This window comes from Streptoverticillium reticulum, assembly GCF_047456005.1.
Taxonomy (GTDB): domain Bacteria; phylum Actinomycetota; class Actinomycetes; order Streptomycetales; family Streptomycetaceae; genus Streptomyces; species Streptomyces reticulum.
This window is the reverse complement of the sequence record NZ_CP179755.1, coordinates 648,372-667,833: the sequence shown is the minus strand read 5'-3', so window position 1 is coordinate 667,833 and position 19,462 is coordinate 648,372. Positions and strand designations below refer to the sequence as shown.

The window sequence follows — 19,462 nt, the reverse complement described above, 5'->3', positions numbered from 1 at the left end:
CCGCGCCCCTTACGGGGCACCGGCCCTCAAATATGCGCCCGCCTGGGCCAGATAAAGCTGACGGTACGTGTCGTTCACCCCCATGAGCTCCTCGTGCGTCCCGCTCCCGACGACGCGTCCGCGCTGCAGCACGTAGATGCGGTCCGCCGCGAGCACGCTGGAGAAGCGGTGGGAGATCAGCAGGACCGTGCGCCCGGCGAACAGGGACCGCATGCGGTCGAAGAGTTCGGCCTCGGCGCACGGGTCCATCGACGCCGTCGGTTCGTCCAGGATGACCAGAGGCGCGTCCCGGAAGAAGGCGCGCGCCAGGGCGATCCGCTGCCACTGGCCGGGCGACAGGTCCGCGCCGCCGCTGAACTGGGGGCCGAGCCGCGTGCGATATCCGGAGGGAAGACCGGTGACGATGTCGTGCACGCCGGCCCGCCGCGCCGCGCGCACGGTCCTGGCGGCATCGCCCAGGTACCGCGGGTCGCCCAGGGCGATGTTCTCGCCCGCGGTGAACCAGTAGCGCAGATAGTCCTGGAACAGGACGGTGGAGGTCACCGTCAGCTCCGCCGGGTCCACGACCGGCCTGCCGTCGACGAGCAGTTCGCCCGCATCCGGCCGGTACAGACCCGACAGCAGCTTGGTGAGCGTGGTCTTGCCCGAGCCGTTCTCGCCCACGAGCGCCACCGTCTCGCCCGCGTGCAGCCGGACCGACACCCGCTCCAGCGCGGGCCGGCGTCCCGACGGGTACGTGAACGAGACCTCCCGGGCCTCCAGCACGGCGAAGGAACGGCCGGTGAGCGGGGGAGCGGCGGCCGGTGACCCGGTGGGCGCGGCGGTGAACTTCCGCAGCGCATCGAGGTAGAACGCCGAGGCATTGGCACCGCCGAGGGCCGTGCTGACCATGACGCCCTGCTGCGCGGCGAAGAACAGGCACGCCACGGCGGTGAGCGCGGACGCCGTGCCGAGCTGCCCGGCGGCCGCCGCCGCGATCACGACGGCCAGGGCGCCGGCGACCGTGGCGTCACCGGCCAGCCGGGCCAGGACCTCCCGCCGCAGCACCCGCAGTTTCAACACCCTCTCCTTGGCCAGGACCTGGTCGTAACAGTCCGACAGCCGACCGAAGAACACCCCGGCCAGCCCGAACGCGCGGATCTCCTTGGCCTGGTCGCGGCCGGTGAGCAGATCGATCAGGTACCAGCGGGTCCTGCTGTTCTCGGCGAGCCGCCGGTCCAGGGCGAACGTTGCACGCTGCCGCCACATCGACACCCGGACGGCCGGGATCGTGGCGACGGCGAACAGGGGGAACAGCCACCACACCATGGTGGTCAGCGCCGCCCCGACCGTGACCGTCGTGGCGACCGCGCGCAGGGCGGTCACGAGCAGTGCCGGGAGCTGCGGGAGGTACGCCTGCGCGGCGGTGAGGGCGAGCCTGACCCGGTCGTGGAACTCCGGATTCTCGAACTCGGCCAGCTCGGCCCGCGCCGCGGCCGCGACGACCCGCTCCACCGCGTCGCGCTCGATGCTCAGCCGGAACATCGACTGGTGGTATTCCAGGGCCTGTTTGACGATGCTGCCCACGAACCCCATGGCCAGCAAGGCCGCGGCGTACCCGGCGGACGTGCCCAGCGAGGGTGATTGCCCGCTTGTGGATCCGGTCAGCCCGGACAGGGCGTTCTTCCCGACCAGGACCGCACCGCCCGTGCCCAGCGCCTGGACGCCCTGCAGGGCGAGGACGACGATCAGCCGGTGGCGGTCGGCCTGCCAGGCCGCGGAGAGGCCGAAGACGATGAGCAGCCGGAGGCTGTTGAACGGGAGCCGTTGTGCGGGGGCGCCGTCCGGAGCATCGTGGTGTTTGCTCATTGGCCTCTCCCTGCGGGCCGTTCGTGGCTGGTCGCGCAGTTCCCCGCGCCCCTTCGGGGCGCGGGGGACCGGGCGGCACAGGCAATTGCATGCCTGTGCCGCTGTGAGGGTCAGGTGCTCACCTGCCGGTGAAGACCTTCAATTAGGAGCAAGCTCCCTGGCAGCAGTACTTCTTGACACCGCTCATACAGCACGCGCCGTCGCCGCAGCTGTCCGTACGGCACTCGTTGTAGCCCGAGGGGCAGCTGCCCGCGCAGAACGGCGCTGTGCCGTCCCAGTAGCAGTTGGCCTCGCGGGACGCGGTGTAGGACACCATGGTGATGCCCGTGCGCGTGGTGGCGATGTCCTCGATGTTTCGCATGGTCGTGATTCCTTTTCTTTTCAGGCGTGTTCGGTGATGTGCGTGTCCGTGCACTGCCTTCAGGCACGGCGGGTGCTCGCCTCCTTTCCGGTCGTGGTCAGCCAGTGGGATTTCGCCGCCAGACTCGCGGCGAGTCCTTCTCGTGTCCGTACGGTGTGGCCCTCTCCCGGGAGCACGGCCAGCCGGGCGCGGGTCCCGTTGGCGGCGAGCGCCTGGAAGAGGAGAAGTGCCTGGGTGAGCGGTGTGGCCGGGTTGCGGTCGTCCTCGCCGTGGATGATGAGGACGGGCATCCGGATGTCCGGGGCCCGGACGATGGCATCGACATCCCGGTAGAGACCCGGGGCCTCCCACAGGCTGCGGGTCTCGTCCTGGAAGCCGAGGGCGGTGAGATGACGGGAGTAGGCGCCGCTCTGCGCGACGCCTGCGCCGAACAGGTCGCAGTCGGCCAGCGCGATGAGGGCGAGCGTGGCACCGAAACTGGTGCCGCCCACGGCCAGCGGGACGGGGCCGGTGTACCGGTCGAGCCCGCTGCGCAGGACGCCCTCGCGGATCTGCCGGACGATCCGGGGCCGGATCCGCTCGTCCGGCGTGCGCCGCCACCAGCCGAGGTCCAGGCGCAGGTCGAGCACCGCGTGCCCGTCCAGGGCCAGCCACGCGGGGTCGGGCCCGAGCGGGACGTACCGGCCGGCCGCCTGGGACAGCCAGACCAGCACGCCCGCCGCCGGGCCGCGCGGGAGATGCAGGTACGCCTCGGTGCCGGAGCGTCCCGTGCGCAGCCGGACGGGCGCAGGGGCGGCCGCGGACGGGGTTTCCGGGACCGTGACACCGCCGAACGCGACGTCCTGCCAGCGGCGTACGGTGACCGGCCGCCTGCTGCCGGGCAGGGCGTGACGGGACAGCGGGACGGCCGCCGTCGCGCCGGGGGCCATGCTCCACATCACGGCCTCGTTGCCGGCGTGCAGGGTGGCGAAGCGCATCCTGTCGGCGGTGCGCGGGCCGACGGCCAGGATCTGCAGGGGAGTTACCGGGTGGCCGTCGAGTCCGGCCACGTGCACGGCTCCGCCGTCCACCACCACGACGGCGTGCCCGCCGTCCCGGTGCTGCGCCAGAACCGTCAGCAGCCCCGCGTGGTCGCTGTGCAGGAACCGTCCGTGGTGCCGGTGGAGGACGCGCCGCGCGGCACCGTTCCAGGAGACGATGTCGAAGCCGTCCGCGTGCCCGGTGACCAGGACGAGGCCGCCGAGCCACTGGAAGTCCAGCAGCGGGGCGCCGTCCAGTTCGATCACCTGCTCCCCGGCGCCGTCCGGCCAGGCGGCCGCGACCAGGCCGGGTGCGTGGGCGGCGACGGCTCCCCGGGCGGTGGCGCGGACGTCACGGTAGCCGCGGGGCGCCAGGCCGGCGTGCCGGAGCGTGCCGGAGGCGGGGTCGGCGAACCGGTAGTGCAGCCGCAGGTGTTCGGCGGTGGCCTCGGCCAGGGCCATCCGGATGCGCTGCCCCGGTACGGCCTCGAAGAGGTACTGGGGTTCGCGCAGTCGCGCGGGTGCGGCGGCGGGCAGGACGAGCGCGCCGCCGCTCCAGGCGACGGGTGTCCCGTCGCCCGCGGTCATTGCCGCCGGGGTGTCCAGCAGCCGCACCCGCCGCGCCCGGACGTCGGCGATCCAGCAGCGGGGCTCGCCGCCGACGAGTGCCGTGCCCGCGAACCGCCCTGCGCTGTGCGCCGGTTGTCCGAGCACGTCGTGGAGCTCGGGCGGCGCCCAGTGCCGCCCGTCCGGCGAGACGGTCTCCAACTGCCCGGTGCGCAGCCCGGCAGGAGCACTGTCGTCGCCGGGCACGGCAGGCGGGTAGCGGTGCCGGTGCACCGCCCAGCCGTACCCTTCGCCGGCCGAGCCGGTGACCGTCCCGGCCGGGTCGTTCAGCAGGGCGTGGACCGTCCGCGCGAAGCCGGTCATGGTTGTTCGGGGAACCTGGCGAGTTCGATCAGATAGGTGTCGGGCGGCCGGTCGGTGTCGACCGGCACCCCGTCCACCGCGACCCAGGTGAAGACCGGGTACTCGCCGTCGTTCGCCGGAAGGGGCTCGGCCCCCAGGACCAGTTGTGCCGGGTAGCCGCAGTGCCGCAGGGCGGCGACGACGGCGGCGGTCTCGTCCATGGACGTGCCGAAGCCGGACAGCAGGCGCCGCATGACCAGCACCGCGGTCACCGGCGGGCGCGCCCCGGCCGTGCACTCCACGGATCGCTCCGCCTCCTCGATGAGCTCGGGCAGCGTGCGCCGGCGCAGCCGCAGCGAGGTCCGCAGTTCGGCGATCATCGTGTGCTCCCCGTCAGCGCGCGGTCGGCTGCGGAACGCCGAAGCACGTCGCGGATCAGCGACAGCCCGTGGACGGGCCCGGTCACAGGGACGCCGTCTCTGTCGTAGCCGACCACCGCCGGGAACGCCCGGCCGGCCTGTTCGGCGTCCTCCTCGGTGACGGCTTGCCGGAACTCCAGCGACTTGTCCGTCAGCGCCGCGTACCTGCTGCGCTGGGCCTCCAGCGCAGCACAGTACGGGCATGACTCCGCGGTGAAGACCACGAAGTGGTCGACGTCGCCCACCGGTTGGCGCGCGCGGGCGGCGGCGCGCCACCACAGCCCCGCGGCCACGGCGCTCGCCGCCGCCACGGACGAGGCGGCCACGACCGTGGCCGCGCGGACGGACAGGTCGCCGGGCACTCCCGTGACCGCGAGGGCGGCGACGCATGCGCAGCCCACCGCGTGCAGTGCCGAGAAGCGGGTGGGCAGCCAGCCGCCGAAGCAGGCGCAGCGGCGCCCGTGCAGGACCGTCGCGGCTGCCGCGTACGCGCTGAAGCACGCCGCGAGCGGCAGCAGCCGCACGGCCACCGGGAGCGGGGCCAGCAGCACGGCCACGACCAGGGCCTCGGCGGCCGACACCGCACCGGGCCCGAGGACTGTGCCGAGGCGGCCGGTCACCGGCCACACGATGCGCGCCGACTCGCGGTCGGCGAGCTTGGCCACCAGGCTGAGCCACAGCAGACCGCAGCCCGCCGCGATCGCGGCCCCACCGGACAGAACGTTCATGCCCCCTCCTCACCCCTCCTCGAACGACATCCAGCCGTCCGCCAGGCCGCGGCGGATCTCCTCGGTGAGCGCGGGCGGCAGCAACAGGTCCACTACGGCGCGCTGTTGGATCAGGCCCGCGAGACGGGTGCTGATCTGCTGGACGCCGAGCCGTGTCCGGTCGATGACGACGGCGTCGCCGAACGGCATCACGACCAGGCGCACTCCCTCGTTCAGGACCAGGATCATTGCGGCACCGCCGTGTGCATGGCTTCGCCGTACCGCTCCGCCGTGACGTACAGGCGGTGCAGGGCGGGCGCGTCGAAGAGGACCTTGCGGCTGTCGGCCAGCACGGCCTTGAGGCGGTCGGCGTCGATCCACGGGCTCGACTCGACCCGGGCCAGCAGCCGGGCGCGCTGTTCGGTCGTCGCCAGGCAGCGCGTCACGAAGGCCGCCGCGAGGAGCTTTTCGCGTTCGGCGGGTGTGGTGTCGGCGGGCCGCCACCCCACGGGCACCAACTCGCGCAGCAGCGGCACCGGATCGACGTAGCCGCCGCGCAGGCGCCGGCGCAGCCGGCCGTCGAGGGCGAGGTGCGCGAGGGCCCCGACCACCACCGGATGCGCGCTCAGCAGCACTGGTTCGGGACCGTTGGGCCGCCGGGAGGGCAACGGCCTGGACTCCAGTGCGTCGATGACGGCGGCGAGTGCGGCGCCCGCACCCTCGGCGGGCACCAGGTGGCTGCCGGCGTCGGCGGAGCCGACCGGCGCCCGGGTCGCCCGCGCGGCCTGCGACATCCAGCGCGCGGGCTCCAGGCGGTCACGCTCGACGTCCGCAGGAGGAGACGGCTCCGCGGGTGCGGATGCCGCGTGCTCCGGTGGCAGCCAGGCGCGCCAGCCCCGGTGCCCGCGCAGAGCGGGCACCGGAGGGGCACCGGCCAGCCGCATCCAGCCGGTCCGCAGCCGTCCCGCACCGGTGGGCGGCCCGGTCAGCGCCCGGACCAGCGCCCGGCCGCTCAACAGCCGGACCGGGCCCGGGCCCAGCAGCTCCGGACCGGGCGGCCAGGGGTCGGCCTCGTGGGCGTAGCAGGCCCCGAAGCGGTTGCAGGCCTGCAGCCAGGTCTGCGTCCCGTCGATCAGGGTGGTGCCCGGGACGAGCCGCGCCCGCCTGCGCTCCAGCACCGGCACGTCCACGTGGAGGTGCACCCTGCGCACCTGGTCGCCGCAGGATGCCGCGATCGCCGCCGCCCCCAGGCCGCCTCCGTCCCCGAGCAGCCCGTCGGCCGCGCCGGCCGGTGTGTCGGCGGCGGCGTGGGCGAGCGCGCGGCGCAGTGTCGCGACCGGGCCGCACCGTCCGACCAGCCGCCGGGCGCGGTGGGCGAGTTCGGCGAGATCGAGTTCCGCGAGGTCCAGCCGCTCGTGCCCGCCGCTCACTGAGAGGGCCGTTCCGCAGGCCAGTTGGAAGACATTCTCGTAAGGGGTGAGCGGCGCGGGCAGCACCGCACCGTCCAGCGCCGCCGCGACCGCCGCCGGCCAGGGCTCCGTCGTTTCGCCCGCCAATTCCCGGAGATCGGTGGAGAAACGGACTGAACTGTTGAACACGGAATAGAAGAGCGGGACCTGGGACAGGGCGCCGCGCCCCAGTTCCCCGGTGCGCGGGCACACCCACGTCTCGGCGATGCGGCCCGCAGTGGCGAAGACCCCGGCCGTGACCGGCTGTTCGCCGCGCCCCCCGATCGCAGCCCGGTGACGGTTCCCGCAGGAGCACAGGGAGTCCACGGCCACCCGCCCGTCCTCCACGGCCCCCGCGAATCCGGTGCGCACACCTCCCGCTGCGCATGCGGCCAGAAATGCCATCGGGAACCCCCATCCGAATGGCCGACGAAATTACGCCCCTTTTCGTGATGGTGGTCCTGACGGGTTGACGCGTCAAGGCGTTGGAATGCCAAAAAAGACTTCCGATAATTGAATCGTCCTATTGGCCGCCCGGTTGCGTTGCCGCCTCGCACCGCCGTCGAATTCCCGGGGCTTTCGTGCCGCGTCGTGCCGCGTCACTTCTCTCGGGCGACGGCCTGTTCGTAGAGCTTCCGGACCGCGGCGTCGAAGTAGGGGCTGTAGGAGACGTCGTCGGTGTTGCCGCCGTGCTGGTAGCCGCCGATCACGCCGATGACGGAGCCGCTCTGGGTGACCGGGTCGAAGCCGACGAGCCACGGGCTGCCGCTCGTCCCGCCGCTGTAGCCCGTGCAGACGATGCGCATCTGGTGCGCGCTCTGCTGCGAGGTGCGGTTGCCGCAGGTGATGGGCTCGTCGCCGCCTTCCGGATAGCCCGTGACCCGCACCCTGTTGGTGAAACCCTTGTCGGTGCCCAGCTTGTTGGCGCCCAGCACCTCGCCGATGTGCTTGCCCTTCAACGGCTTGAGCACGATGAACGCGACGTCGAAGTCGGGGTCCCCGGCATCGGCCCAGCGCGGGTCGACGACGATGGACGACGGCTGCCAGATCCCGTCGGGCGTACGGCCGTTGCGATAGGCCGGGGTGAAGACGATGTCGCTGTTGTAGCCGCCGCGGCCCCCGCTGTGCACACAGTGCGCCGCAGTGATCAGAAGGGATCTGCCGGGGCTGGCCACGACGCTGGCCGTGCAGAAGTGGTCCCCTGAGGTGTCGTGGGCGAACAGCGCACCGACCCGCGCGTTGGACAGCGTGGGCCGCGCCGTGCGGGACGTGCCCGGATGGTGGACGATCGCCCTCGCATGCACCAGCCGGGAACTCGACCAGAGGCTCGGCGCGGACGAACCATCCAGCCCCCCTTCCTGTTCGCCGGGCCCCTGGGCGCAGCCGGCGAGGGGGAGCAGGGCGAGGAGGAAGGCGGCGACAAGGGGCGGACAGGATCTTCGCCCGGGGGCCGCCGGGCCGGTCGTCGAAGGCATCTGCGTCCTGGCGCTCTCTCGGTCCGGGGGATGCGGGTCTGCAGGGGAGCAGCGCGGAATCAGGACGGACGGTACACAGAAACGGCTGCACCGTCCGGGATTTGGCCGCCTTCGGCGGTCCGGCGGGTCGCAGACCACCGACGCGCGCCGGGCGCGGTGTGCTCAGGAAATTTTCCGTCCATCGGAGGAATTCGGGGGTGAACTCGCTTGCACGCGGGGATGATTGAGCACGCTGGTCCGCGTGACGGGATGGCTGTGGCTGAGGACCGGGTGTGCGGTGACGTTGACGGCGGTGGCCGTCCTGGCGCCTGCGGGTGCCGCTGCTGCGGACGACGGGAGTGCGGCTGCGGCAATCACCGGGGCGCCGGTGCTGTCGGTGGTCGCCAAGAATCTGCTCACCAAGAACCTGCCGCTCCGGGTGCCGGACCACCCGCCGTCGCACGCCCATGTGAGGGCGCTGGGAGGCGCGGTGACCGCAGATGCGGTCGACACCGGCGTAGGGCAGATCTGCGTGGACGCGCATGTGGTCGTCATCGATGCGCATGCGGAGTTGGTGCATCCGGGGCTGACCTGCCCGAAGCCGGCCCCGCCGGGGGCCGCGCCGCCTCCCGCGCCGCCCGCGCCTCCGGCTCCGGCGCCCCCGGGCGGTGCTGCCCCTCCGGCTCCTGCTCCTCCGGGCGGTGCGCCACCCGGGGCTCCTCCTGCGCCTGCGCCTCCGGGCGGTGCGCCCCCTGCGCCCGCGCCTCCCGGAGGTGCACCTCCGGCCCCCGCTCCTCCGGGCGGTGCGGCGCCTGCGCCTCCGGGCGGAGTGGCGCCTGCGCCTCCCGGAGGTGCGGCGCCTGCTCCCGTGCCTCCGCCGGGCGGGGCCGTGCCACCGGGTGGCGCTGTCCCTCCGGGCGGCGCCGCGCCTCCGGCTCCGGTACCCCCGGCCCCTGCGCCTCCGGCTCCTCCCGCCCCGGCGCCCCCTGCTCCGGCACCCCCGGCACCCCCGGTCGTGGTGCCGCCCCCTGCGCCCGCCCCGGCACCCCCACCCGCTGCCCCGGCCCCGCCCGCTCCTCCTGCTCCGGCGCCCCCGGCACCCGGGCCCGTACCGCCTGCCCCCGGTGTGCCCGGTCCGGCGGCGCCCGGTCCCGCCGGGCCGCCACCCGGTGCCGTCCCTGTCGTCAACCCGCCGGCACCGGCGGCCCCCAACCCGCCGGCCGCCCCGTCCCCTTCCCCCTCCCCGCCGCCCTCTTCACCGGCTCCGCGGCCGCCTGCGCACCCGCCCGTGCCCCTGCACCCCGGCTATCACCACGCCTCAGGATCCGTGAACAAGCCGCCCGCATCCGGGATTTCGATCGTCACGTTCGCCCTGCTCATCACCGCACCGGCCATCCTGGCCGCCGTGCTGCTGCGCCCCCGCTCCGGCTGGGGTCGGCGCAACTGATGCAAACGGCCGCGCCGTCGTCGGACGGCGCGGCCGGGATGGGCGGCCCGCAGGCAGCCGGCTGACCCTTGAGACGGTCACCGGGGAGCGTGCGGCCCGGGGCGGAAACGGTCGACCAGGAAGACCGCGAGGCCCAGGACGTAGAAGGCCAGGCCGAAGGTCACGGCGTTGCCGAGCACGCCGAGGTAGCCGTGGAGGTCGACGTCGAGGAAGGGGTACGGGTAGCGGCCGTCGGTGCCCGGGGAGAGGAGGGCGCCGCGGGCGAGGGCGAAGGGGAAGTAGAGCAGCGGGTAGACCAGCCACTGCGCCGCGAAGACGAACCGGAAGCGGCCCGGTGCGGTCAGCAGCAGCCAGTCGAGCACGGCCGCGATGGGGGTGACCGTGTGGAGGAGCTGGTTGGCGATCGATTCCAGCTGCGTGCGGTCCGCGGTCATGGAGAAGCCGCTGGAGGCGTTGTCGAGCACGAAGTGGAAGACGATGCCCGTGATGCAGATGTAGAGGAGGGCTGCGCCGGTGATCCTGGGGGACACGGCGGGCCGGGCGGTCCAGGCGCGGTGGGCGGACCAGGCGAAGACCAGCGCGATCAGGAGATTGGACTGGACCGTGAAATAGCTGAAGAGCCGCCCGAGGTCGTGCGAATCGGTCACGTCGAAGGCGACACCGGTCAGCGCGGCCAGGGAGACGAGGGCGCGGAAGACCGCCGCGACGGGACGGCGGTGCAGCGGGACGACGGCCGCCGCCGGCACGCCTGCGGTGCTCGTCGTGCCCACGCGGCTACGAGAGGAGGACGGATCGATCATCCGTCCACGGTACGGGTGGGCCGGTGCTGATGATCCGGTCGCCGGCGGGGGCGGGAGGCGGCGGGCCGTCGCACCAGACCGGGACGACCCGCCGGATTCCACCGCTCCTGAAGGGGTGTTCGGGGGAAAAGGGTGCAGAATGCCTGCTGCCTGCACGCTCGGACGCTGCCCGGCACTGTTATCCGTCCGTAACCGTCCGGGCTGTGACCTGGGCCGCTTTCTCGCGGCGCGGGAGCAGCAGCGGGGTGGCCAGGAGAACGACTCCGGCGGCGGCTATCGCGGTGCGGGGGCCGGTGAGGGCGGCGAGCAGGCCCCACAGGGCGGTCAGCGTGGCGATGGCGGCGCTGCTGCTGACCGACCATGCGGTCAGGGTGCGGGCGACCCGGTCGGGGGCGGTGTGTTCGAGGCGGCAGGTGGCCAGGACGGGGTTGAACACGGCGCAGCAGGTCACCAGGCCGAACTGGACGGTGATGATGAGGACGATGCCGGGGATGCCGGGTTGGACGAAGGCCAGCCCGAGGGGCCAGCAGGCGCGCAGTGCCCCGGAGGTGAGGAGCACCTTGCGCTGCCCGAACCGCGCGACGAGCCGGGGCGCGAGGCGTGAGCCGACGAGGCCGCCGATGCACGGGGCCGCGAAGACGAGACCGTACTGCCAGGGCGCGAACCCGAGAGGGCCCAGCAGGAGGACGGCGAGCAGCGGTTCGGAGGCCATGATCAGACCGTTGACCACGATCGCGTTGAACAGCAGCGGGCGCAGCGTGGAGTGGCCGAGGATGTGGCGCCAGCCTTCGAGCAGATCGCCTGCCCGCAGGCGCGGTGCGCCGGTGCGCTCGGGACGGGGTTCCGTCCCGCCGATGGCGCGGATGCCCAGCGCCGAGAGCAGATAGCTGACCGCGTCGGCCGCCACGGTCGTCACGGGGCCGAACATCCCGACCGCAGCCCCGCCGAGCGGCGGTCCGACCACGATCGAGGTCCACGTCGTGGACTCGAACCGGCCGTTCGCGACGAGCAGGTCCTCCGGCGGCACGAGCGACTTCAGGTACGCGCCGCTGGCCGCGTTGAAGGCGATGTTGGCCGTGGCGACGACGATGGAGACAACCAGGAGTTGGGCGAAGGTGAGCAAGCCGAGCGCGAAGGCGGCGGGGATGCTCGCCAATGCCGCGAACCGGGTCAGGTCCATCGCCATCATGACCGGCCGCTTGCGGCGGAACTCCACCCACGGACCCAGCGGCACTGCGGCCACCGCTCCCACGGCCCGTCCCGCCGCGGCCAGCGCCGCCACCTGGGACGGCCCGGAGTGCAGCACGAGGATCGCGATCAGGGGAAACGCGCCGAACCCGAACGCAGTGCCGTAGGAGCTGACGGCGAACGCCCCCCACATCCACCCGAACCGCCGCCCCAGTGCCCGCCTGCCCGCCATACCCCACACACCCCTCGCCGCTCCGAACGATCACACGCTGATCACCGGCATCAAAGCGACTTGCAGCTGGCGGGATCAAACAACCGACGAGCCAGGAAAGCACAACTATGCGTTGTGCGCTTCCGCGCCTGCCCCGTCGACCTGGTGGACCTGGTGAACCTGGTGGACCTGTGCGCGGGCACGGGCGTACGCGGCCCGGACCTTCTGCTCGGCCGCGCCGCCGTCGGCCGGGGCCGGGACACCGGCGTCGGCGTGGCCCTCGGCCCGCTCGGGGTCGAGGGCGTGATGTGGATCTACGCCGGTGCCCGAGTGAGCCGCATGGCTTCGGCGGTGACGTCGGCGTCGATGTGCGCGAGTGTCCTGTCGCCGTATTCGAGGATGCGGTATTCGTCGTCGAGCTCGGCGAGCCGCCGGGTCAGGGGCAGTTCGTGCCCGAAGCGGTTGTGGACGCGGAAGGCCAGATCCGGCGGCGTCAGTTCGCCGGCCAGCATCCGCCTCGCGAGTGCACGCGCTGCGGCTTCCCGGCCGGCGATGCTGCCGACGGGGTAGAAGACGAGCCCCAGTTCATCGAGCGCCGAGGGCAGTAGGTCCGGGACGTCGTAATCCGCTTCGGCACGAGTGCAGGCGGCGAGGGTCTGCAGAGCAGGACTGTCGAGGCCGGCAACGAGGGCGTCACAGGCAGCGGAGACGACGTCCGCTGCCGAGACTTCGCGGAGGCTCCAGAGAACGGCATGGTCCTGAAGCTTGCGGGCTGCTGATGCGACCGACGACATGGGTACATGCTTGCACCCACGGATCAACGGGTCGAACGGCTTTCACGGCGACGTTTGCGCCTGCTCAGGGCACCAGGACGACCTTCCCGAACTTGCCCGGACCGGCCAGGCGGTCGTAGGCGTCCGTGAACCGGTCGAGGGAGAAGGCCGCGTCGACGGGCACGCGCAGCCCGCCCCGGGCCAGCAACGGCATCACGGACGTCCGCACGGTGGCGGCGAGGAGCGCCTTCTCGGCGGGTGAGCGCCCGCGGATGGTCGTGCCGATCAGCTGGGCTCGCGCGAGCATGAGGTCGAACATCCGCAGTGGCGCCGTCGTGCCGGCCTGGACTCCGACGACGAGGACCTTGCCGCGGCTGCGGAGCAGGGCGACTCGCTGCAGGCAGTCCTCGCCGCCGACCAGTTCGACGATCACGTCGTACGGCGCGTGCGCGGCTTCCTCGTTGGGCGTGACGACGTCCAACTGGCCTTCGGGGGCAAGTGACTTCACCCGGTCGTGGAGTTCGGCTCGTCGCACGCTGGCCACGACGTGCGCCCCGGAGACCGCGGCCACCTGCACCATGGCCGTGCCCACCCCGCCTGCCGCGCCGCTGACCAGGACCCGGTCACCGGCGCGGATCCCGGCCTGGGTGACCAGGGCGTCCCAGGCAGTGCTGAACGCTTCCGGGAAGCCGGCGGCCTCCTGCCACGACAGGCCTTCCGGCACCGGCAGGAGGAGATCGGCGGGGATCGCGATCCGCTCGGCGTGGCCGCCACCGCCGACCAGTGCCATCACCCGATCTCCCGGCGCGGCCCCCACGACACCGGGTCCGACCTGCTCGACCTGGCCGGCGACCTCCAGGCCGGGCACGTCGGCCGGCCAGCCCGGTGGCGCCGGGTAGTCCCCGCGTGCCTGCTGCAGGTCGGCGGCGTTGAGCCCCGCAGCCCGTACCCGGACCACCACCGTCCCCGGTCCCGCGACCGGCTCCGGACGCTGCTCCAGCTGGAACGTCCCTTGCGAATTGATCACTACGGTTCGCATGAGGGCAATGTATGCCGGTGTCCTTGCGGGCGCGGACGAGGGGGCCGGGGACTACCGGCTGATGCGGATCAGCGGACGACCTTGTAACTGAGGGCCGGGTAGGGGAAGTCGGCCTGGTGCAGACTGCCGAGCCCGAAGGACAAGTCACTGGGCCGGCCGGGGAGCCCGGTGTGGCAGTCGCGGTCGAAATAGACCTCGATATCGGCGGCGGTGAAGTTGACCGCGGACAGGGCGGGCTCCGGAAGGTTCTGGCAGGCGGTGTTGCTCATGTCGACCGGCATCTGTCTGCCCGTCAAGTCCTGGCCTGCGGAGAAATAGGCCACGGGGGCGTGGGGCAGGCCGGTCGCCGCGGCAGGCTGGGCGAGGCCCAAGCCCATCAACAGCGCGGCCCCGGAGGCGGTGACGGCGCCACCGGTCAGATACTTCTTCCTGAGTGCAGACATGAGCGCGCTTCCTTTCGGGCGGAACGGTGGAACGGTCCGGGCAGCGGTGAGCCGCTAAAGCCATTGCATCTTCAAACAAGGGTGTCATGGCGTCAACTCCTCTCTGTGCAAGAGAAGTTCGGTGATATCCCCTACATCTCCCTTTTGCATCTCCCTTTCGAGGAGGGTGCGGAAGGTCCCCGCGGGCCGACCGGTGGCGCGGTCCATGCCGGCCAGCATCGCGGCGAACTCCACCGGCATCAGCTCGGCGAGGCGATCGCGCAACTGCTCGTAGGGCAGTCGACGGCCGCGATGTCCTCGGCATCGACGAAGCCGACCCGGCCGCTCCCGGTTGCGGTCAGGACGGCGCCGTCCTCACGGATGCTCAGAGCGTGCGCATGCGCGCCGGTGAAGTTCTGCATGAACCACGAAGGCCGCAGCACCGCCCACTGTGCGAACAGATCGGGCAGGGCCTGGTGCACCTTCCCCACCGCCGGGCCGCCATCGCGGCAGCGGCCGGCGTCGGCAAGGGCACGCTCTTCCGTGCCTTCGGCGATCGCGCGGGCCTGCTCCGCGCGCTGTACGAGGCGCGGCTCGAACCGATCGGGGAATCCGTCGAGGCCGGCCCACCGCCCCTGGGGCCCGGCGCCCCACCCCAGGAGCGTGTACTTGCCTTGCTCGACGCCGTCTTGTGCTTCAAGCTCGACAACCGGCGCCTCGCGCCGGCCCTGGAGGAGGACGGGAGCAGCAGTCCGTACGAGGCGGAGCACTACCGACGGTGGCACGGTCTGCTCCGCGCCGTCGTCTTCACGCCACATCGTCAACTCGCCGCATGTGGAAAGGAAAAGGGGAAACCCGGCAGGAAAGAGGATCTCCGCCCGCAGGAGTCCTGAGGCAACAGGAAGGGGGCCGCTCCCATGTACGCATCCCCGTTCGCCTTCACTGCCGAACAGGAGCGCATACGCTCCGGGGTACGGGAATTGCTGCACGGCGACGCCGTGCAGCGCGAGCTCGCCGGGCTGCGCGGCGCGCGCCCGCAGCCCTTGCCCCGGGACGCCTACCGTGCGCTCGGCGCCCGCGGCTGGCTGGCCCCCGACTGGCCGCCCCGCTACGGCGGACTCGGGGCGTCCCTGGCCGAAGCGGCCGTCGTTGCCGAGGAGATGGCGCTGTGCGGGGTCCCGGACAGCGCCCGCGTCAACACGATCGACAACGCCGGCCGGACGCTGCTGGCCGCGGGCGACGACCGGCAGAAGGCGGAGCACCTGCCCGCCATGGCCGCCGGGGAGGTGCTGTGCTGCGTGCTGTACAGCGAACCGGGCGCGGGATCCGACCTGGGGGCCCTGCGCACCCGGGCGGTCCGGGACGGGCCGGGCTGGCGGCTGAGCGGCGAGAAATGCTGGAACGTGGGCGGTCACGTCGCCGACTACGGCATCTGCGCGGCGCGCACCGGCAGCGGGGCGAGCCGCTATGCGGGGATCAGTGTGTTCCTGGTGCCGTTGCGGGACCGCCGTGTACACATCGAGGATGTGCCCGGCGTCCTCCCCGAAATGTTCCAGCGCATCGTGCTCGACGGCGTCCGGGTGCCCGCCGGCGCGCTGATCGGCCCGTGCGGCGGGGGCTGGCAGCTCATCAACGACGCGCTCACGCTGGAGCGTACCGGCGTGTATCTCTACGGCCGGGCCAGGCGCTGGCTGGATCTGCTCGACCGGCTCGGTGCGGTGCCGCGCTCCGACGAGCGCGCCGTGCGTCTGTCGGAGAAGCTGGCGGCGGCGCGGCTGCTCGCCTGGGACTGCGTCGCGCGCCTCGCGTCCGGCGAGGACACGACCGCGGAAGCCGCCGCCGCGAAGTGGTGGAATGGTGAACTGGCCTCGCAGGTCGCCCGGTTGGCCTGGCAGGTGGGCCCCGCATGGGAGGGCGGCGCGCGGGAAGCGGACCCGGCCGCAGCCGAACTGGCGGACGCGCTGTGCGAGCTGCCCGCCCTCTCCCTCGCCGCCGGCACCTCGGAGATGATGCTCGCCACGGTCGCCTCGGCCCTGCTCGACCAGGCCTCGTCCGCCGCCGCGCCGCGCACCCTGCGCGACGGCGCTCCCGACGAGGGGGCGGCGGAGGCGGTCGTATGAGGACGCGCCTGTCGTCCGCGCAGGAGGAGCTGGCCGCGCACTTCGAGGCCGAACTCGCCGCGGCCGCCGACGAGGACGAGGTGTGCGCCCGCTGTGACCGGCACGGCTGGCTGCGCCTGACCCTGGCGGCCGACCGCGGGGGCCCGGGTCTCGGCGAGGCGGAGGCTGTGCTCCTCGCCGAGCAGCTGGGCCATGCCCTGCACGGCACCGCGGTGCTCGACCGGCTGGCCGCGGCGGAGGGCAGGGGCGTGCACGGGGCGAGAGTCCGGCTGCGGCGTGGCGCGTACCTGCTGGGGCTGGCGCGGCGAGCCCTCGGCCAGGCCGTCGCGTATGCCCGCTCCCGCCGCCAGTTCGACGGCCCCCTCTCCCGCTTTCAAGCCGTGACGTTCCCCTTGGCGGCCCACCATGTGCGGGTCCGGGGCCTGTGGTTGCGTGCCTGCGAGCTCGCGGCGCGCGTGGACGCGGCGCAGGGCGTGCGGGCCGGGGCCGCGGCGTTCGCCGACCTGGCCGACGCGACCGCCTTCGACGCCGTCGGGCATGCCCTGCACGTCCACGGCGCACGTGGCCTGACCCGGCAGGAGCCGGTCAGCGCCTGCTACCGGCTGCTGCTGGCCGCCGGGGCCCGGCCCGACGACAGGCCCGGGACGGCGGACAGCACCGGAACGGCCGACAAGGCCGGTCGAGGTGAAGCGGCCTGTCAGGGTGAAGTACCCGGTGCGGCACGGCTGCTGGCCCGGCGGGTGCCGGCCGCCTGGCGCGCGGACCACGCCCCGGTGCCGGGACCGGAGTGCGCGCACGTCCTCTTCGCGGATTCCGTACGGCGGTTCGCGGACCTCCCGGCCGTGTGCGCACCGGACGGAGCATATCTGACGTATCGTCAACTCGACGAGCGTGCAAACCGGCTCGCCCACGCACTGCGTCGCCGCGGCGTGCGCGCGGACACCACCGTGGGCATCTGTCTGCCACGTGGCGTCGACCTGGTCGTGGCGGTGCTGGCTGTCCTCAAGGCCGGCGGCGCGTACGTGCCGCTCGACCCCGCCTACCCGCCGCGCCGGCTGGCGTTCATGGCCGCCGACAGCCGGGCGATCGCCATCGCCACGGCGGACCCGTGGGCCGGCCGCCTCCCCGCGACTCCGGCCCCGCTGGTCCGTACGGACGCCGACGCCGACGAGATCCGTGCCTCTCCTGCCGGGCCGCCACCGGACGACGCCCGGCCCGGGTCCCTCGCGTACGTCGTCTACACCTCGGGCTCCACAGGCACCCCCAAGGGCGTCGAGGTCGAACACCGTGGGCTGGCCAACCGTCTGCGCTGGGAGCGGCAGATGTTCCGGCACGGCCCGGGGGACGCGGTGCTGCACCACGCCCCGCTGGGCTTCGACGTCGCCGCGTGGGAGATCCTCGCCCCGCTCGTCTGCGGCGCCCGGCTCGTGTTGGCCCCGCCCGAGGGGGCCCGGGACCCCCGCCTGCTGCTGGACACCGTCGTCGACCAGCGCGTCACGGCGCTGACCCTCGTGCCCTCCCTGCTGGATGTGCTCCTGGACTGGCAGCCGGGTCTCGAGCGGGCCACGGCACTGCGGCACGTCTTCGCCGGCGGCGAGGCACTGTCGCCGGAGCTCGCCCGCCGGTTCCTCACGGCCGTGCCGCACGCCGGGCTGTACCACTTCTACGGGCCCAGCGAGGCGAGCATCGATGCCACCTGGTGGCACTGCACCCCGGACAACATCGCCGAGGGCGTGCCCATCGGACACCCCCTCGCCGGAGTGCGCACCTATCTCCTGGACGACGCCGGGGCGCCGGTGCCCGTGGGCGCGACCGGCGAGCTCGTCGTGGGCGGCGTCGGCGTGGCCCGCGGCTACCGGGGCCGCCCCGGGGACACCCGGGAGCGCTTCCTGCCCGACCCGTTCGCCGCGGAGGCCGGGGCGCGGATGTACCGGACCGGGGACCTGGCGCGCCACCGCCCCGACGGCGCCCTCGACTTCCTCGGCCGCGCCGACGACCAGGTGAAAGTGAGCGGATTCCGGGTGGAGCCGCGCGAGGTCGAGGCCGCGCTGGAGGAGCATCCGGCCGTCCGGCAGGCGGTGGTGAAGGCGGTCGGCGCAAGCGGGCTCGTCGGCTTCGCGGCCTGCGACGGCCACGCGCAGGACGCCGAGAGCACCGACGCCGTGGACGGAACGCACAGCCCGTTGTGGCAGGAGCTGATCGGCTGGCTCCGTGAACGGCTGCCCGCGCACATGGTCCCCGGTGTCGTACAGATCCTTCCGGCGTTCCCGCTGCTGCCCAACGGCAAAGTCGACCGTGCCGCGCTGACGCCGGTGCAGGAGGGCCCGGCGCCTGCCGCAGCGGACGGGCAACTGGCCGGGCAAGTGGCGCAGTTGATGGGCGACGTGCTGGACCGCTCCGGCATCGGCCCCGACAGCGACTTCTTCCGCCTGGGCGGCACCTCGCTCCAGGCGGCCCGCTTCGTCGCGCGCCTGCGCACCCGGCTCGGCGCCGGCATCGACTTGCGGCACTTCCTGGAGGACCCCACCTGTGGCGGTGTCGTGCGCCGCATCGAGGACGGCGACGTGCAGGGGCGGGGGCTGCCGTGAGCGGTACGCCGACGCGGCTGTACTGCCTGCCGCACGCGGGCGGCACCCCGGCCGCGTACCGTGGCTGGGCCGAGGCCCTGGCACCCGGCATCGCCGTGGTGCCGCTCCAACCGCCGCGCCGGACCGGGCCGGACGCGCGGCCCGCGACAGTGGCACGGGCCGCCGGCACCCTGGCCGGGCGGCTCGCCCCGGAGACCAACCGCCCCTACGCATTCTTCGGGCACAGCCTGGGCGCGCTGGTGGCGTTCGAGACCGTACGGGCACTGCTGCACCGCGGCTGCCCGGCGCCGCGCCGCCTGTTCGTGTGCGGATGCGGGCCGCCGCCCGTCGAGGCGGTCGCGGGCCGCGCGCTGCACACCCTGCCGGACGAGGACTTCCTGCGGGCGGTGGGCCGGCGCGGCGAACTGCCGCCGGAGGTGCTGGCGGACGAGGAACTGCAGGAGGTGCTCGTGCCGCAGCTGCGCGCCGACTACGCGCTCGCGGAGACCTACCAATACCGCCCCGGACCGCCTCTTCCGTGCCCGGTCACGGTCCTGTGCGGGCAGTCGGACCCGCTGGTCGACCACGGACGGTTGCCCGCCTGGCGGGAACACACCACGGCCGCCGCCCCGGTGCGGTTCGTGCCCGGCGGTCACCTGCTGCTGCACAGTGCTGCGGCGCACCTGCACGGCGCGGTGCGCGCGGCCCTGTGAGCAGCAGCGGCCGGCGA

General features: G+C 73.4%; 17 protein-coding genes and 2 pseudogenes. 4 read left to right on the top strand and 15 right to left on the bottom strand.

Annotation, left to right across the window (positions count from 1 at the left end; translation table 11 throughout):
• Nucleotides 1-9: 9 nt before the first annotated feature.
• From ACMATS_RS02990 to ACMATS_RS02920, 15 genes and pseudogenes are all read right to left on the bottom strand, one after another.
• Nucleotides 10-1,848 carry an ABC transporter ATP-binding protein gene (locus ACMATS_RS02990; RefSeq protein ID WP_414166772.1) on the bottom strand — a complete coding sequence of 613 codons (1,839 nt, stop codon included), beginning with the start codon at nucleotides 1,846-1,848 and terminating at the stop codon, nucleotides 10-12.
• A gap of 142 nt (nucleotides 1,849-1,990) precedes the next feature.
• Nucleotides 1,991-2,209, bottom strand: coding sequence for a hypothetical protein (locus ACMATS_RS02985; protein WP_414166771.1), 219 nt, complete (start codon nucleotides 2,207-2,209; stop codon nucleotides 1,991-1,993).
• Between the two features lie 59 nt (nucleotides 2,210-2,268).
• The gene (locus tag ACMATS_RS02980; protein ID WP_414166770.1) at nucleotides 2,269-4,158 is read right to left on the bottom strand and encodes an alpha/beta hydrolase family protein; all 1,890 of its coding nucleotides are present in this window, start codon (nucleotides 4,156-4,158) and stop codon (nucleotides 2,269-2,271) included.
• Nucleotides 4,155-4,517, bottom strand: coding sequence for a hypothetical protein (locus tag ACMATS_RS02975; RefSeq protein ID WP_414166769.1), 363 nt, complete (start codon nucleotides 4,515-4,517; stop codon nucleotides 4,155-4,157). Before ACMATS_RS02975 ends, ACMATS_RS02980 begins: the two co-directional genes overlap by 4 nt.
• Nucleotides 4,514-5,284, bottom strand: a complete 771-nt coding sequence (locus ACMATS_RS02970) for a hypothetical protein (protein WP_414166768.1) — start codon at nucleotides 5,282-5,284, stop codon at nucleotides 4,514-4,516. The genes ACMATS_RS02975 and ACMATS_RS02970 overlap by 4 nt, the downstream gene beginning before the upstream one ends.
• Before the next feature lie 9 nt (nucleotides 5,285-5,293).
• Nucleotides 5,294-5,512 (bottom strand): hypothetical protein, encoded by a 219-nt coding sequence (locus tag ACMATS_RS02965; RefSeq protein WP_414166767.1) that lies wholly within the window; start codon nucleotides 5,510-5,512, stop codon nucleotides 5,294-5,296.
• Nucleotides 5,509-7,083: a hypothetical protein gene (locus tag ACMATS_RS02960; RefSeq protein WP_414166766.1), complete on the bottom strand. Its 1,575-nt coding sequence runs from the start codon at nucleotides 7,081-7,083 to the stop codon at nucleotides 5,509-5,511. Before ACMATS_RS02960 ends, ACMATS_RS02965 begins: the two co-directional genes overlap by 4 nt.
• 227 nt (nucleotides 7,084-7,310) lie before the next feature.
• Nucleotides 7,311-8,186 carry a trypsin-like serine peptidase gene (locus ACMATS_RS02955; RefSeq protein ID WP_414166765.1) on the bottom strand — a complete coding sequence of 292 codons (876 nt, stop codon included), beginning with the start codon at nucleotides 8,184-8,186 and terminating at the stop codon, nucleotides 7,311-7,313.
• 530 nt (nucleotides 8,187-8,716) lie between these two features.
• Nucleotides 8,717-9,331, bottom strand: coding sequence for a hypothetical protein (locus tag ACMATS_RS02950; protein WP_414166764.1), 615 nt, complete (start codon nucleotides 9,329-9,331; stop codon nucleotides 8,717-8,719).
• 358 nt (nucleotides 9,332-9,689) lie between these two features.
• On the bottom strand, nucleotides 9,690-10,412 hold the full coding sequence (locus ACMATS_RS02945) for a Pr6Pr family membrane protein (RefSeq protein ID WP_391152159.1): 723 nt from the start codon (nucleotides 10,410-10,412) through the stop codon (nucleotides 9,690-9,692).
• A 178-nt stretch (nucleotides 10,413-10,590) separates the two neighbouring features.
• The gene (locus tag ACMATS_RS02940; protein ID WP_414166763.1) at nucleotides 10,591-11,832 is read right to left on the bottom strand and encodes an MFS transporter; all 1,242 of its coding nucleotides are present in this window, start codon (nucleotides 11,830-11,832) and stop codon (nucleotides 10,591-10,593) included.
• 293 nt (nucleotides 11,833-12,125) lie between these two features.
• Nucleotides 12,126-12,605, bottom strand: coding sequence for a hypothetical protein (locus ACMATS_RS02935; RefSeq protein WP_390781232.1), 480 nt, complete (start codon nucleotides 12,603-12,605; stop codon nucleotides 12,126-12,128).
• 64 nt (nucleotides 12,606-12,669) lie between these two features.
• Nucleotides 12,670-13,623, bottom strand: a complete 954-nt coding sequence (locus ACMATS_RS02930; protein WP_414166762.1) for an alcohol dehydrogenase catalytic domain-containing protein — start codon at nucleotides 13,621-13,623, stop codon at nucleotides 12,670-12,672.
• Nucleotides 13,624-13,691: 68 nt separating this feature from the next.
• Nucleotides 13,692-14,066: a hypothetical protein gene (locus tag ACMATS_RS02925; protein WP_414166761.1), complete on the bottom strand. Its 375-nt coding sequence runs from the start codon at nucleotides 14,064-14,066 to the stop codon at nucleotides 13,692-13,694.
• 84 nt (nucleotides 14,067-14,150) lie between these two features.
• Nucleotides 14,151-14,614: pseudogene (locus tag ACMATS_RS02920) on the bottom strand (hypothetical protein); the annotation flags it as partial.
• On the opposite strand from ACMATS_RS02920, the pseudogene ACMATS_RS02915 reads away from it, so the two are divergent.
• From ACMATS_RS02915 to ACMATS_RS02900, 4 genes and pseudogenes are all read left to right on the top strand, one after another.
• A pseudogene (locus ACMATS_RS02915) lies at nucleotides 14,543-14,938 on the top strand (TetR/AcrR family transcriptional regulator); the annotation flags it as partial. The pseudogenes ACMATS_RS02920 and ACMATS_RS02915 sit on opposite strands and share 72 nt — an antisense overlap.
• Nucleotides 14,939-14,962: 24 nt before the next feature.
• Entirely contained in the window at nucleotides 14,963-16,165 is a 1,203-nt protein-coding gene (locus ACMATS_RS02910; RefSeq protein WP_414166760.1) for an acyl-CoA dehydrogenase family protein, read from the top strand.
• Entirely contained in the window at nucleotides 16,162-18,753 is a 2,592-nt protein-coding gene (locus ACMATS_RS02905) for an amino acid adenylation domain-containing protein (RefSeq protein WP_414166759.1), read from the top strand. The genes ACMATS_RS02910 and ACMATS_RS02905 overlap by 4 nt, the downstream gene beginning before the upstream one ends.
• Nucleotides 18,750-19,445, top strand: a complete 696-nt coding sequence (locus tag ACMATS_RS02900; protein ID WP_414166758.1) for a thioesterase II family protein — start codon at nucleotides 18,750-18,752, stop codon at nucleotides 19,443-19,445. Before ACMATS_RS02905 ends, ACMATS_RS02900 begins: the two co-directional genes overlap by 4 nt.
• Nucleotides 19,446-19,462: the final 17 nt, after the last annotated feature.